The 15218-nt window shown below is 64.6% G+C and carries 12 protein-coding genes; 6 read left to right on the forward strand and 6 right to left on the reverse strand.

Annotation, left to right across the window (positions count from 1 at the left end):
- The first annotated feature begins 116 nt into the window (after positions 1–116).
- From A3AY_RS0110175 to A3AY_RS0110195, 5 genes are all read left to right on the forward strand, one after another.
- Complete coding sequence (locus A3AY_RS0110175; RefSeq protein ID WP_018325576.1) at positions 117–719, forward strand: DUF1419 domain-containing protein; 603 nt, start codon at positions 117–119, stop codon at positions 717–719.
- A gap of 11 nt (positions 720–730) precedes the next feature.
- Positions 731–1129, forward strand: a complete 399-nt coding sequence (locus A3AY_RS0110180; protein ID WP_018325577.1) for a DUF3085 domain-containing protein — start codon at positions 731–733, stop codon at positions 1127–1129.
- Positions 1130–1238: 109 nt separating this feature from the next.
- Complete coding sequence (locus A3AY_RS0110185; RefSeq protein ID WP_018325578.1) at positions 1239–6221, forward strand: DEAD/DEAH box helicase family protein; 4983 nt, start codon at positions 1239–1241, stop codon at positions 6219–6221.
- A 156-nt stretch (positions 6222–6377) separates the two neighbouring features.
- Positions 6378–7028: a DUF433 domain-containing protein gene (locus A3AY_RS0110190; protein ID WP_018325579.1), complete on the forward strand. Its 651-nt coding sequence runs from the start codon at positions 6378–6380 to the stop codon at positions 7026–7028.
- On the forward strand, positions 7025–7438 hold the full coding sequence (locus A3AY_RS0110195; protein WP_018325580.1) for a DUF5615 family PIN-like protein: 414 nt from the start codon (positions 7025–7027) through the stop codon (positions 7436–7438). The genes A3AY_RS0110190 and A3AY_RS0110195 overlap by 4 nt, the downstream gene beginning before the upstream one ends.
- A 247-nt stretch (positions 7439–7685) precedes the next feature.
- Here A3AY_RS0110195 and nadC read toward each other — a convergent pair whose 3' ends face one another.
- The 6 genes from nadC to A3AY_RS0110230 form a co-directional block, all read right to left on the reverse strand.
- Positions 7686–8534: a carboxylating nicotinate-nucleotide diphosphorylase gene (gene nadC, locus A3AY_RS0110205; RefSeq protein WP_018325582.1), complete on the reverse strand. Its 849-nt coding sequence runs from the start codon at positions 8532–8534 to the stop codon at positions 7686–7688.
- A gap of 12 nt (positions 8535–8546) precedes the next feature.
- Positions 8547–10103 carry an L-aspartate oxidase gene (locus A3AY_RS0110210; RefSeq protein WP_018325583.1) on the reverse strand — a complete coding sequence of 519 codons (1557 nt, stop codon included), beginning with the start codon at positions 10101–10103 and terminating at the stop codon, positions 8547–8549.
- Entirely contained in the window at positions 10100–11071 is a 972-nt protein-coding gene (gene nadA / locus A3AY_RS0110215) for a quinolinate synthase NadA (protein WP_018325584.1), read from the reverse strand. The genes A3AY_RS0110210 and nadA overlap by 4 nt, the downstream gene beginning before the upstream one ends.
- Positions 11072–11131: 60 nt before the next feature.
- Positions 11132–12061, reverse strand: coding sequence for an NUDIX hydrolase (locus A3AY_RS0110220; RefSeq protein WP_018325585.1), 930 nt, complete (start codon positions 12059–12061; stop codon positions 11132–11134).
- Positions 12062–12263: 202 nt separating this feature from the next.
- Positions 12264–12611 carry a hypothetical protein gene (locus A3AY_RS0110225; RefSeq protein ID WP_018325586.1) on the reverse strand — a complete coding sequence of 116 codons (348 nt, stop codon included), beginning with the start codon at positions 12609–12611 and terminating at the stop codon, positions 12264–12266.
- Positions 12601–13005 (reverse strand): hypothetical protein, encoded by a 405-nt coding sequence (locus tag A3AY_RS0110230; protein ID WP_018325587.1) that lies wholly within the window; start codon positions 13003–13005, stop codon positions 12601–12603. The genes A3AY_RS0110225 and A3AY_RS0110230 overlap by 11 nt, the downstream gene beginning before the upstream one ends.
- Positions 13006–13424: 419 nt before the next feature.
- Here A3AY_RS0110230 and A3AY_RS0110235 point away from each other — a divergent pair, with 419 nt between their 5' ends.
- A complete protein-coding gene (locus A3AY_RS0110235) occupies positions 13425–15218 on the forward strand; it encodes a ParB N-terminal domain-containing protein (protein WP_018325588.1) in 1794 nt (597 codons plus the stop codon).

Consider the following 15218-nt stretch of genomic DNA (forward strand, 5'->3'; position numbering starts at 1 on the left):
CCCGGCCGGACGGAGAGGCGGCCGCGAAGGAGGGGTCCGGAAGGGCTGAAGAGACGATGGCGACACCGTGAAGGCGAGCCGCGCTCCGGCCCGGACAAGGCCAAAGGAGCCCGCTTATGACCCTCTCTCCCATCCGCAAAATCTATCAGGGCATCGCCGATCGTCGGCAGATGTTCCGCATGTTCGACCGTCACGCCCAGCGCCCGAACCGGTGGCAGGGCGACGACGGCGCGCTTTACCGCGGCGAATGGTTCGAGATCGGCGAGGCCGAACACGATTATATGTTCGAGATCCTGCCGCCGCTCTTCATGCGCGGCGAGATGTTCGCCATGCGCGAGTTCCTCACCGGCTCGATCACCAGCATTTTCTTCACGCTCCGGATCGACGGCCGCATCCGGCATTTCCACGGCTACTGCGACCTCGCCGACAAGGGCTCGCCTGAACGCATGCGCGCCGCGATCGTCGAGCGCGAAACCCGTCCCGTGCGGGCGATGACGCGCGAAGAGCGCCTCGAGCACATCTGGTCGAGCACCCATGACAATTATCGCGGCTATGCCGGCGAACGATGGCCGGAACCCATGCGCGGGCAGCGCACCGTGATGCTCTATGGCGGTGCGGAAGGCACATTCCTGAAGCTTTTGGAGCAGCTCACGGCGTCAGAGATCGCGGCCAAGCTGCCGGTGCAATTGCGTGTCCTTCCCGACAGCATCGCGGCGTGAGGGAGTGCGTCATGTTCACTTTCTCACTGGCCGACGTCCGCGCCGTTCTTGCGCGCGGGCGGTTCGATGCCGCCGCCCATGGCGGGTTCCGGGTGCCCTACCAGGGCATTTCGCCCGAACGCCAGGGGATGGCCGGGCTTTGGCTGGTCGGCGACGAGGGCGTCTACGTGATGGCAAACGGCCAGCTCGCCACGGGCGAGCGGCCGCTCGTCACTTACGCCGAGGAGTGCGATCCGAACACCAATCCGGATTGCTGGCACTACAAGCGGCGGTATTTCGGGGGCGACGACGGCGTCGAGTTCATCGACGCGGCCGAACTGGAAAAGCTCTTCGCCGCATCCCCCGATGCCACGCATCTCAGGATCGCAATGGACGACACGTCGATGTCGCTCAACCTGATCCGCCAGTGACCATCGGCCGCAAGGCGGCCCTTCCCACCCATCGCGCGACCGTCCCGCCCACCGCCGTCCCGGCGGGGAGCGACGGCGCGCGCGCTATCCAAGCACAGGAGATTTCCGCATGTCGCATGACGATCCCTTCACCATCGACCTTTTCGGCACCAGTTCGCTTTCGTCCGGTCTCGGCGTGACCGCCTTCGCCGGCAACTTCGAGACCGGTCCCGAAGACGACGATCCCGATCCGACGACGCCCGCGCCAGCCGTCCCGGCGGCGAGACCGCGTGTCCGGCCGAGCCCGGAGGTCGGCCGTGGCGACAACTTCCATCTCGACCGAGATCGTGGCCTCGCCCGCGGCTGGAAAGAACGAGCGCGCGACAATATCGCTGCGATCCGGCTTGCCGCCGACATCGAAGCCGAGGAACGTCCGGCGACGCGCGAGGAGCAGGCGAAACTGATCCGCTTCATCGGTTTCGGCGCGTCCGACCTTGCCAACGGCGTCTTCCGCCGCCCGGGCGAGGTCGACTTCCGCAAAGGCTGGGACGAGATCGGCTCCGAACTGGAGGATGCCGTCGCCGAGGCGGATCATGCCTCGCTCTCCCGCTGTATCCAATATGCCCACTTCACCCCGGAGTTTATCGTCCGGGCGATCTGGTCGGGCCTGCAGCGCCTCGGCTGGCGCGGCGGCCGCGTGCTGGAGCCGGGCGTTGGCACGGGGCTGTTTCCGGCGTTGATGCCGGAGCCATTGCGCGATGTGTCCCATGTCACCGGAATCGAACTCGATCCGGTCACCGCGCGCATCGCCCGGCTGTTGCAGCCGCGGGCGCGGATCGTCACCGGCGATTTCGCGCGCACGGAACTGGCGGCGAGTTTCGACCTTGCCATCGGCAATCCGCCTTTCTCTGATCGCACGATGCGATCGGACCGCGCCTACCGGTCGCTTGGACTGCGGCTGCACGATTATTTCATCGCCCGCTCGATCGATCTCCTCAAGGCCGGGGCGCTCGCCGCTTTCGTCACCTCCCATGGCACGCTGGACAAGGCCGACGGCACAGCCCGCAAGCGCAAGGTCGCTGAACCGGCAAGCGATCTCTCCTGGCTCGACCTCGAGGAGGTTCGGGCGGCCACAGAGGACGAAGGCGCGATCCGTGTGAACCGCTGGTTCGCGCGCCATCCAGATTTCGTGCTCGGCCTGCATCACCTCACCTCCGGACCTTTCGGCGAGACCTACACCTGCTTGCCCCGCGGGGGCACCGATCTCGACGCCGCGCTGGATGCCGTGATCCGCCTTCTTCCGGAAGCCCTTTACGACGGCGAGCCGGCCCCGGTCGATTTCGATCTGGAGGACAACGATCGCGTCGTCGACCTGCCAAACGACCGCCATGTGCGTGAGGGTAGTTTCTTCTTCGACAGCGCCCGCGGACTGATGCAGGTCATCGACGGTGAGCCGGTCGCGGTTCATATCCGCAAGGGGCGCAGCGCCGACGGCATCCCCGAGAAGCACATCCGCATCATCCGCAAGTTGATCCCGATCCGCGACGCCGTGCGCGAAGTGCTGAAATGCCAGGAACTCGATCGTCCCTGGAAGGAGGCGCAGGTGCGCTTGCGCATCGCCTGGTCGAGCTTCGTGCGCGATTTCGGGCCGATCAACCACACCAAGGTTGCGATCGCGGAGGATTTGGGTCGCGATGGCGACGGCGAGGTTCGGGAAACCCATCGCCGCCCCAATCTTCAGCCCTTCCTTGACGATCCCGATTGCTGGCTGGTCGCCTCGATCGAAGATTACGACCTCGAGACCGACACGGCCAGGCCTGGCCCGATCTTTTCCGAGCGCGTCATCGCACCGCCCGCGCCGCCTGTCATCACCTCGGCCGCCGACGCGCTTGCCGTCGTGCTCAACGAACGCGGCCATGTCGATCTCGACCATATCGCCGAGCTCCTCCATCGCGACGTCGGCGCGGTCATCGACGAACTGGGCGAGGCGATCTTCCAGGACCCGGCCGACGGGTCATGGCAGACCGCGGACGCCTATCTCTCCGGCCATGTCCGCGACAAGCTGAAGGTGGCGGAAGCCGCCGCCGCACTTGACCCGAAATTCCAGCGCAATGTCCGGGCGCTGGCCGAAGTGCAGCCGGCCGACCTTCGCCCCTCGGAGATCACGGCGCGTCTCGGCAGCCCCTGGATCCCGGCTTGCGACGTCGTCGCCTTCGTGCACGAGACAATGGGGGCCGAGATCCGCATTCACCACATGCCGGAGCTTGCCTCCTGGACGGTGGAAGCGCGGGCATTGGGATGGATGGCTGCCGGCACGTCGGAATGGGGCACCGATCGCCGCCACGCCGGCGAACTGCTCGCCGATGCGCTGAACAGCCGCGTGCCGCAGATCTTCGACACGATCAAAGAGGAGATGAGCGAACGGCGGGTGCTCAATGTCGTCGACACGGAAGCGGCGAAGGAGAAGCTCACGAAGATCAAGACCGCCTTCCAGAGCTGGGTTTGGTCCGATCCCGATCGCACCGACCGGCTGGCGCGGGTCTATAACGATCGCTTCAACAATATCGCGCCCAGAAAATTCGACGGCGCGCATCTGAAGTTGCCGGGCGCCTCCGCGGCCTTCACGCTCTACCCGCACCAGAAACGCGGCATCTGGCGCATCATTGCTTCCGGCACGACCTATCTGGCGCATGCCGTCGGCGCCGGCAAGACGATGACCATGGCGGCGAGCGTCATGGAGCAGCGCCGTCTCGGTCTGATCGCCAAGGCGATGCTGGTCGTCCCCGGCCATTGCCTGGCGCAGGCAGCCCGCGAATTCCTCGCGCTCTATCCGAACGCCCGAATCCTTGTCGCCGACGAAACCAACTTCAGCAAGGACAAGCGCCAGCGATTCCTGTCGCGCGCGGCAACCGCCACCTGGGACGCCATCATCATCACGCACTCGGCGTTCCGGTTTATCGGCATTCCCTCGGCCTTCGAGCAACAGATGATCCACGACGAGCTCGAGCTCTTTGAGACCTTGCTGACGAAGGTGGAGAGCGAAGACCGGGTTTCGCGCAAACGGCTCGAGCGGTTGAAGGAGGGCCTGCAGGAGCGGCTCGAAGCGCTCTCGACCCGCAAGGACGATCTCCTGACCATCGCCGAAATTGGCGTCGACCAGATCATCGTCGACGAGGCGCAGGAGTTCCGCAAACTCTCCTTCGCCACCAACATGTCGACGCTCAAGGGCGTCGATCCGAACGGCTCACAGCGCGCCTGGGACCTCTATGTCAAATCCCGCTTCATCGAGACAAAGAATCCGGGTCGGGCGCTGGTGCTGGCGTCGGGCACGCCGATCACCAACACGCTCGGCGAGATGTTCACCGTGCAGCGGCTGATGGACCATGCGGCGCTGATGGAGCGTGGGCTGCATGAATTCGACGCCTGGGCTTCGACCTTCGGCGACACCACGACGGAGCTCGAACTGCAACCGTCCGGCAAGTACAAGCCGGTGTCGCGCTTCGCGAGCTTCGTCAACGTCCCCGAGCTGATCGCCATGTTCCGCTCGTTCGCCGATGTGGTGATGCCAGAGGATCTGCGCCGATATGTGAAGGTGCCTGACATCTCGACCGGCAAGCGCCAGATCGTCACCGCCAAGCCGACGACGACCTTCAAGCGCTATCAGACGGTGCTCGACGCCCGTATCAAGGCGATCGAGGAGCGCGACCGGCCGCCCGAGCCCGGCGACGACATCCTGCTTTCGGTCATCACCGATGGACGGCATGCGGCAATCGACCTGCGCCTGGTCGATGCCGACACCGACAATGAGCCGGACAACAAGCTCAACAGCCTGATCGCCAACGCGCTGAGGATATGGAAGGAGACCGCTCAAAACACCTATGTCCGCCCGGACGGCAAGGTGTTCGATCTCCCCGGCGCTGCGCAGATGATCTTTTCCGACCTCGGCACGATCAGCGTCGAGAAGACGAGGGGCTTCTCGGCCTATCGCTGGGTCCGCGACGAACTGATCCGTATGGGCGTGCCGGCCTCCGAAATCGCATTCATGCAGGATTATCGCAAGGCCGAGGCCAAGCAGCGGCTGTTCGGCGACGTTCGTGCGGGAAAAATCCGCTTCCTGATCGGCTCTTCCGACACGATGGGCACCGGCGTCAACGCTCAGCTGAGGCTGAAGGCGCTGCATCACCTCGATGTGCCCTGGCTCCCCTCGCAGATCGAGCAGCGCGAAGGCCGCATCGTCCGACAGGGCAACCAGAACGACGAGGTCGACATCTTCGCCTACGCTACCGAAGGCTCGCTCGACGCCACCATGTGGCAAAACAACGAGCGCAAGGCCCGCTTCATCGCCGCCGCCCTTTCCGGCGACACCTCGATCCGCCGGCTCGAGGACCTCGGCGAGGGGCAGGCGAACCAGTTCGCGATGGCGAAAGCGATTGCGTCGGGCGATCAGCGGCTGATGCAGAAGGCTGGGCTCGAAGCCGATATCGCCCGGCTCGAACGGCTGCGCGCCGCCCATGAGGACGATCAGTTCGCCATCCGCAGGCAGATCCGCGATGCCGAGCATGACATCGAGTACGCGACCCGGCGCATCGGCGAGATCGGCCAGGACATCGGACGTCTCGTGCCAACTGGGGGCGAGGCGTTTGGCATGACGGTTACGGGAGAACTCTTTTCCGAACGCAAACCAGCGGGCACGGCGCTGATGAAGGAAATCCTCACCCTCGTCCAACTGCAGCACGAGGGTGAGGTCGTCATTGCCGCGATCGGCGGGTTCGATCTCGCCTACGGCGGCAAGCGTTTCGGGAAGGATGGCTACCGCTATCAGACGATGCTGCAGCGAACCGGCGCCGATCACGAGATCGATCTCGCCGTCACCGTCACTTCGCTTGGGGCCATCTCACGACTCGAGCACGCAGTCGACGGCTTCGAGGACCAGCGGGAGCGGTTTCGTCAGCGGCTGGAGGATGCCCGCCGTCGGCTCGCCTCCTACCAGTCGCGGCAGGGCGGTTCCTTCGCCTTTGCTGACGAGCTGGCCGAGAAACGCCGGCAACTCGCGGAAGTCGAGGCGGCGCTCGCTGACGATCTCGATCGTGCCGGCGAACGCAAGGTCGCTTGAGCTCCCGTGTGTTCGGACGGACAAGCGACATGCGGCGTCTCGCTTTCCCTGCAGGCGCCTTAAGAGAATTTCAGTCCCCGCCAATTGGGGGCGCCTGTTGAAATGTCCACGCGTACAATATATATTCCGATCCATCGGAAGAATTAGGAGCGTGTCATGATCTCCAGCGAGATGTTGAAGACCGCAGAAGCGGCTGTCGTCGCGCGTGTCACGCCGCGCGACGTCAACAGAGTGATCGACGAGGGAATTCTGCCCGCGGCGTTTTCGTCAGCCGAAAACGGCCGCCGGGTCTGGGTGACCGCATGTTCGCTGATTTCCTTCTATTATGAGAGTGCCACACGCCTCACATCGGAGGAGCGCATCAGTGCGATCAGGTGGGCCGAACCCCGGCTCAGCGCATGGAAGACGCTGGCGCTCGAGTCGCTGATTGCCAAAGACTGGACGCTGCACCACGATTTTCTGACGATCGACCTGGCGCCGTTCTTCAGGAAGACGGTCGATGGCCTTGCGGAGCTCGAGGCCGCTCGGGACATGGTTACGTCCTCACCGGATATCCTGGGCGGCACACCGGTTATCAGCGGGACGAGAATTCCGGTATACGATATTGCCGCATCCATTGCCGCCGGTCATTCCGTCGAGGAGTTGTTGGAGGCGTTTCCGGCGCTTGATGAAAGGCGCATTGGCCTTGCCAAGGTCTATGCCGAAGCCAATCCGCTTCGCGGCCGGCCCAGGCCGCAGCGGGAACTGCCCGCCGGCGCCAGGATCATCAGAGATCGCCGGGTTGCGAGGCGCAGGCAGCCGGCATGAAGTTGCTCATAGACGAATGCCTGAGCCCGCGGCTTGTCCAGTTGGCGCAAGCCGCCGGCTATGTTTTATCGACCCATATCGTATGGCTTGGCAAAAGCGGTTGGAAGGACTGGGAGCTCAAGCCGCTCATCCTTGACGGCGACTGGACCTTCGTCACCAGGAACTCGGTGGATTTTCGCGGACCGGAATCCGACCCCGGGTCGAAGGGCCAGTATGCGGATGTTGCGATCCATGCCGGGCTCGTGTGTCTGAACGGGCCCTCGACGATGGACCTGGCGATGCAGTTGGAGCTGTTTGACGAGGCCCTGAAGGAGCTTCAGACGGATCCCGATCTGATCAATCAGGTGCTCGAAGTCACGATGAGCCAGGAAGACATTCATATCCTCCGCTACCTGCTGCCGGCCGATTGATGTGCACCGCCGGTGGCGATTGCACCTGCATTCCTGTCGATGCGCGTCATTTGGATGCGGTGCAGCATGCGCATAGCTGCATTGCACAATAACTGGTTTGCCTCTGGTCAAAAAACGGGCATTCTGCACACAGCTGATGCACATGGCGGTTTTCCTCCCAGTGCCGCTGCATCGGCTGTTCCCCTCTGGAGGTTTATTGACCTTCACACTTCAAGGGCCGCGGTTTTCCGCTGGCCCTCTTTTTTTGTCACTCGAAATCAAGCCCGATATCGAGCGTCGGCGCGCTGTGGGTGATCCATCCGACGGACAAAAGATCGACGCCGGAAGCGGCGACCCCAGCCGCGGTGGCTGGCGTGATGCCGCCCGAAGCCTCGGTGATGGCCCGGCCATCGACAAAGGCCACCGCTTCCTTCAACTCATCCGGCGTCATATTGTCGAGCAACACCGCATCGGCGCCGATCTCCATCGCCTCGCGCAACTGATCCAGCGTGTCGACTTCCACCTCGATCTTGACCATATGGCCGACGCCCGTTTTTGCCCGGCGAATAGCTTCGCCGACGGAGCCTGCGATCGCGACGTGGTTGTCCTTGATCAGCACCGCATCGTGGAGGGCGAAGCGGTGGTTCATGCCGCCGCCGGCCCGGACGGCATATTTTTCGAGCGCGCGAAGGCCCGGCGTCGTCTTGCGGGTGCAGACGACGGAGGCTCTCGTGCCGGCAACCGTTTTCACGATGTCATTTGTGACCGTCGCAACACCGGAGAGATGCCCGAGAAAGTTCAGCGCCGTGCGCTCGCCGGTCAAAAGCGCGCGCGACGGGCCTTCGATCGTCGCTATGACGTCACCGGCCTTGACCGGCGTACCGTCCTCGATGTGGCGAGTGACCGAAATCGCCGGATCGACAAGCAGAAAGGCGAGCTCGGCGGCATCGAGACCGGCGATCACGCCTGGATTGCGGGCAGCCATGACAAACCGCGACCGATGATCGGCCGTGATGACGGCGGCCGAGGTGATGTCGCCGGCAAGGCCGAGGTCTTCCGACAAGGCTGTACGCACCGCCGGCTCGATCACCAGCCGCGGAAGGGAAGCGAGGGTCATCACGAGCACTCCTTAGGCAGTTTTGGCAAGCAGACGCGGGGCGGGGTATTGGGATGCCATGGTGCGTGCAGCTTCCAGAATGGCGTCGAGGGTCATCTTGCGCCGCTCCGCAAGGCCGAGCTTCGCCGGAAAATCGGTGCGCGCATGGGCGCCGCGCGACTCCTGCCGGAGCAAGGCGAAAACGGCGATGGCAAGCCCGACGAGGGCGGGATCGGCCGATGCGCCGTTCGGCTCGACAAGCGGCAGCAGGGTCGTGATCGCGTCAAGCATGGCGCCGCCGTTGCGCAGCAGCCCGAGGTGACGGGAAACGACCGGGCGGACCGCGGAAAGATTGGCCGAAACCGGCAGCCCTCTGGCGGAGACAGGAACCGCCACCGCAGCGGACGTCCCTCCAATGTCCCGCGCCGCCCGCATCGCCATCACAACCGCTTCGAGCAGCGAATTGCTGGCGAGCCGGTTGGCGCCGTGGAGGCCGGTGGCGGCCGCCTCGCCGACGACCCAAAGCCTCTCGACGGTGCTGCGGCCATCAAGATCGGTCGCCACGCCGCCCATGTGATAATGGACCGCCGGCCGGACCGGAATGGGCTGACGCTCCGGATCGACGCCGGCCTCGCGGCAAAAGCCGGCGATGGTCGGAAACCGCTCTGTGAAACCGCTTCCCAAGGCGCCTCGCGCGTCAAGGAAGACGCGGCCGCCCCTGGCGATCTCGGCGCCGATAGCGCGGGCGACGACATCGCGCGGTGCAAGTTCTGCGCCGGGTATGTCCGCCAGAAAACGTTCGCCACGCTCGTTGACCAGGACCGCGCCTTCGCCGCGCACCGCCTCGCTGATCAGCGCCAGCGGGTGGCGGGCAGAACTGAGCGCCGTCGGATGGAACTGCACGAACTCCATGTCGGCAAGCTCGGCGCCGGCGCGGGCAGCCAGCATGATGCCCTGGCCGTAATTGCCGGCCGGATTGGTCGTGGCGTCGTAGAGACCGCCAAGCCCACCGGTCGCCAGCACCACGCGCGATGTCGACAGGATTGCGGCGCTGTCACGGCCGGCGCAGAGCAGGCCCGTCACCCTGCCGTCCGTCGTCAGCAACCGCCGGACCTCGACGCCTTCCAGCACCGCGATCGACGGGGTGGCGCGGACCGCTCGGATGAGCGCCCGGACGATGGCCCCGCCCGACCCGTCGCCTTCGACATGCACGATGCGGCGGCGGCAATGCGCTGCCTCCAGGCCGAGCTTGAGGGTGCCGTCTTGACTGCGGTCGAACCGCACCCCGAAACCTTCCAGAGCGTCGATCGCCGCCGGTGCGTCCTTGAGGATCGCGGCGGCCGTTTCCGTGTCACACAGCCCGTCGCCGGCGGTGAGCGTATCGGCAAGGTGCAGATCGGCATTGTCATCCGCACCGAGGCTGGCTGCGATACCGCCCTGTGCCCAGGCGCTGGAGGTCTCAATGCCGAGGCCAGCGCGGGTGATGAGCACGACCGGCTGCGGCGCCAGGGTCAGCGCCGTCATCAGTCCCGCAAGCCCGCTGCCGACGATCGCGACGCGGCCGGCAAGCCGATCGAGGACCTCGGTCATACCGCCAGCATCCTTTCGACCGCGCGGCGGGCGGCGGCGGCCACGGCCGGATCGACCATCACCTCATGACGGTTTTCCTCCAGCGCCGCGCGAATGTTCTTGAGCGTGATGCGCTTCATATGCGGGCAGAGATTGCAGGGCCGGATGAACTCCACGTCGGGGTGATGGACGGCGACATTGTCGCTCATCGAGCATTCGGTGAGCAACACAACACGTGCCGGCTTCTTGCTCCCGACATAGTCGGACATCACGGCGGTCGACCCCGCGAAATCCGCTTCCGCCACCACGTCGGGCGGACATTCGGGATGCGCCAGCACGGTAACGCCGGGATGGGCTTCACGTAAGGCCCGCACGTCCTTGGCCGAAAACAGTTCATGCACCTCGCAATGGCCGTGCCAGGCGACGATCTCGACATCGGTCTCGCGCGCCACGTTCTGCGCCAGATATTCGTCGGGGATCATCAGCACCTTCGGCACACCGAGCGATTCGACGACCCTTTTCGCATTGCCCGATGTGCAGCAGATATCCGAGGCGGCCTTCACCGCGGCCGAGGTGTTGACATAAGTGATCACCGGCACGCCGGGATGGGCCTGCCGCAGCAGCGCCACATCTTCCGGGGTGATCGAGTCCGCCAGCGAGCAGCCGGCGCCGAGATCCGGGATCAGCACCATCTTTTCCGGATTGAGCAGTTTCGCGGTCTCCGCCATGAAATGCACACCGGCGAGCACGATGACGTCCGCCTCCACCTCAATGGCCTTGCGGGCGAGCGCCAGGCTGTCGCCGACGATATCGGCGACGCCGTGAAAGATCTCAGGGGTCTGGTAATTGTGGGCCAGGATCACGGCGTTGCGCTGGCGCTTCAGTTCCAGAATCGCCTCGACATCCCCCGCATGTGAAAGCCATTCGGCCCTCGGCATGACGCGACTGACGCGCTGGTAAAGCGAATTCATCGAAACCGGAGAGTTCATCGGCAACTCCTTTATACTCAAAATGAGTATATTTAGAGATATTCTCGATTCGAGTATATGTCAATGGCGGGAGAGCGGCAGTTTCGATCCGGAGAGTGCGCGCTCCTCAAGCACGGCGTGGCGGTAGCGGAAGAGCTTGGCCGGCCGGCCGCCCGACTCGCTGCTCATGGCGCCGGTTTCCTCCAGCAATTCCTGCTGATCGATCAAACGCCGGAAGTTCGGCTTGTGCAAGGTCAGGCCGGCCAGCGCTTCGACTGTGCGCTGGAGCTGGAGCAGGGTAAAATTCTCCGGCATCAGTTCGAAGACAACCGGCCGGTATTTGATCTTGGCCCTCAGCCGCGCAATGCCGGTCGCGAGAATACGGCGATGGTCGGCGAACATCGGCTGGCCTGTCGCTCGATCCGGCGCCGCACCCGCCTCCACGACCAGCCCCGCCTCGTACATCAACTCGTAGCGGTGCAGCGTGAACTCCTCGTTCCAGGGCGCGCCGTCGAGACCGAAGGCGAAGTCGATCCGCCTCTGCCGGTGTTCGTGCCGCAAGCGTTCCGCTTCGCTCCAGGCCCGCAGCTGGTCGGTGATCGTTGCCAGGTGATCCGGCCTGCTCCTGCGGTGGTCCTCCCAGGGGAAATATTCGTACCAGCCATGCCAGCCCGGCTTGCCGGCGCCGGGCGCGGCTTGCTCGCGCACCAGCCCGAGATAGCTGATCGAAATCGTCCGCCGCGCGCGCTCTTCCGGCGACCGGTCGCGATCGGCGAAGGTATAGAGCTGCTCGAGATAGCCGACGGGATGGCCGGTCTGCTCGCTCACCCATTCGCGCAGGCCGGACTGCAGGCTGCGATGGCCAAGCTCGAACGGCCCCGATGGAAGTGCGTCGCCTCTCCTCACCGTCATCACGCGCGGCTCCTCGCCGGTGACGGCGGTGAGCATGGCGATCAGTTCGGCGTGGGCGAGCGCATTCTTCAACGGTCGACCGATCCTTTCCGTGGTCATCAGACAATCCCTGGGTGGTGCTCCCGTGAGTAGCAGAGAAACGAAAGAGGGGAAGCGTGAAATGCGACAAAGGAAGAAGAGCGCTTCGCGACGGTGTGGATCGTTCGCCTTCGCCGAAGAACGCGCCGAGAAGCCGGCAACTTGCCGAAGTCGATGCGGCGCTCGGTCAGATGAGAGCGGCCATCCTTTCAGGCGTCGCCCTTCAATGCATGGTGGCCTCCGACAGGGGCAACTGTTTCACCGCCTGTCTGACGACCTTGCGCAGCTGGCGCCAGTCGGGAAGGTTTCGCTCGTTCACTCGCGCCTGAATTGCCGTCAGTATCCAGCCCACACAGGCGATGTCGTCCGCCGCGCGATAGGTATCTGACCGCTGGAAGCAGGCGACGATCCGCGGCCGGGCGTCACCTCCCTCCAGCGGGATGGCGGCGATAAGGGCTTGCGCTTGCCTGTAAGCCAGCGCGATCCGCTGCCGATCCTTAGGCCCGCTTTGCGCGATCATGCCGCATGTCCAGGCAAGCGTTTGCGACAGGTGCTCGGCTTCATTTTGCATGGCGGATCGGATTTCCGTTGATGAGACCCAGCGTCTCGAGGAACGTTGGGGAGAGATTGAATTGCCGGGCCATGCCGCGCCCCATGGCGTTTTTCCCCATTTCCTCGATCAGAAGCCCCCTTTGCACGAGCGGACCGACGGCCTGGCCAACGCCGCCCCGGGTGAGGCCGGTGATTTCGATCAGACGGGTCAAGGTGATGGGCAACTCGTCGCCCTGCAGCTTGCCGATCACCATTATCAGGGCGACCTGCTTGAGGCGGGATGCCGGCGTTTCCCCGTCGAGCGGGTTGGTCAGGATCTGGTTGAGAGTCATAGTCACGAAGGCCTCGAAATGCGTGGGATGTAACGCGGCGGCGCAGCCCGCGCGCCCGTTGCGATCGCGTTTCCCAGACACTGTTGTCGTCTCCTTCTGAAGCAGCCGCCGGCGGCGTACCCATACAATTGCTGCGCAAGTTCGATGATCGCCGATGCAATCGACCCGCGTTCTTTTGCCATCGGAACGACGGCGTTTGCAACCGCCTTTCGCGATAACGCCGACGGGTTTTGCCGGGTATCAGGAAGAAAAAAGGAAAGGAGAAGGCCTGGTCGCAGACCGGCTCTCCCGCCGCCGCTGGCGCTCAACCGCGCCCTGCGCAACCCGGCCACTCGCCCCGCGCAGGGCTTAAGAGCCCCGCTTGGGCTTCGCGGCAGGGCTGCTCGGGCGCAGTTGCGCCGGTCGCCCCGCCCCGCAGTCCGGAAGGTGTCTTCGAAAAACATGAAGGCAGGAAAGAGCGGCCGTCGGCCGCCTCGAAAACCCATGGAAGGAGCATTCCGATGGAACTGAAATTTGTCGATCCGCGCGCGCTCAAGGAAAATCCCGACAAGGCGCGACGCTCGAAATCGTCCCCGCAGGCCGATGCCCTGCTGCTTGCCACGATCAGGGCGGTCGGCATCGTGCAGCCGCCCGTCGTCGCACCCGAAAGCGAAGGCGGCAACGGTTATGTGATCGATGCCGGACACCGGCGCGTGCGCCAAGCGATTGCCGCCGGCCTCGAAGAGATTGCGGTGCTGGTCATCGAACGGGCCGAAGACGGTGGCGCCATGCGGTCGCTTGCCGAAACCCTGGCGCATGAGCAGCTCAATCCCGTCGATCAATGGCGGGCGATCGAACGGCTGGTAGCGCTCGGCTGGACCGAGGAGGCGATTGCGATGGCGCTGGCGCTGCCCGTGCGCCAGATCCGCAAGCTGCGTCTGCTCGCCAATGTGCTTCCGGCCATGCTCGACCAGATGGCCAAGGGCGACATGCCGAACGAGCAGCAGCTCAGAACGATCGCCGCCGCATCGCTCGACGAGCAAAAGGAAGTCTGGAAGGCACAGAAGCCGAAGAAGGGCGACACCGCGGCCTGGTGGCAGATTGCCAATGCGCTTTCCAAGACCCGCATGTACGCCCGCGATGCGAGTTTCGGCGACGACCTCCGAGAGGCCTACGGAATCGAATGGGCCGAGGACCTGTTCGGCCCGGCCGACGAGGACAATCGCTACACCACCAATGTCGAAGCCTTCCTCGGCGCCCAGCAGGAATGGATGACGAATAATCTTCCGAAGAAGGGCGCGATCGTCGAGGTCAACAGCTGGGGCCAGCCGGAACTGCCGAAGAAGGCAAACCAAGTCTATGGCAAGCCCGGAAAGGGCGACCATACGGGCCTCTATCTCGATCGGGACGGCAAGGTTCAGAGCGTGCACTACCGGATGCCGGAGCCGAAGGGCGCCAAGGGGCAAGCTGGCTCGGGCGATGGTAGGACCGGCGCCGAGCGTGATGCCGCCGTCGACGGTGATGACGCTATCACCGTCAAATCACGTCCCGACGTCACCCAGAAGGGCCAGGACATGATCGGCGATTTCCGCACCGATGCGCTGCACGAGGCGCTCGCCCGCGCGCCGATCGAGGACGACACGCTGATGGCGCTGCTCGTGCTCGCCTTCGCCGGCCAGAATGTGCGGGTCGATTCCGGTGCGAACGATGCCCTGTTCGGTCCGAAGCGGTTTACCCGTCACGCTGCGCGCCTCGTTACCGAAAACGGCAGCCTGTCGTTCGACATGGAAACCGTGCGGGTCGTTGCCCGCTCGGTGCTGATCGACGTGCTGTCATGCCGGCGCGGCATGTCGAACAGCGGTGTCGTTGCGCGCATCGGCGGCGCGGCTGTCGGCGCGGACGGTTTCCTGCCGAACATGGGCAGCGAAGATTTCCTGCTGTGCCTGTCGCGCCAGGCACTGGAAGCCGCCGCCAAGGAGACCGGTGTGCAGCCACGGGCGCGGGTCCGCGAAACCCGTGCGGCACTCGTCGAGCAGTTCGGGGCGGACAAGACCTTCGTCCATCCGGCCGCTCTTTTCGCGCCCGACAGCCAGGAGGTTCTCGATCTCATCCGGCAGGGCGACCTCGATGCGGAAGAAGCGACCTCCGCTGCGCAAGGCGACCGGCCGGAGGATGAGTCCAACGACCATGATCTGCCCGACACCGGTAACGCGGATGAACTGCCCGATCCGGCCGACGGCGATCTCGCCGACGCCGGCCTGACGGAAGACGACGCCGACGAGGACGAGACCGGCTACGGCATCGCGGCGGAATAG

Origin of the sequence: Rhizobium giardinii bv. giardinii H152, assembly GCF_000379605.1 — a bacterium.
Taxonomy (GTDB): Bacteria; Pseudomonadota; Alphaproteobacteria; order Rhizobiales; family Rhizobiaceae; genus Pararhizobium; species Pararhizobium giardinii.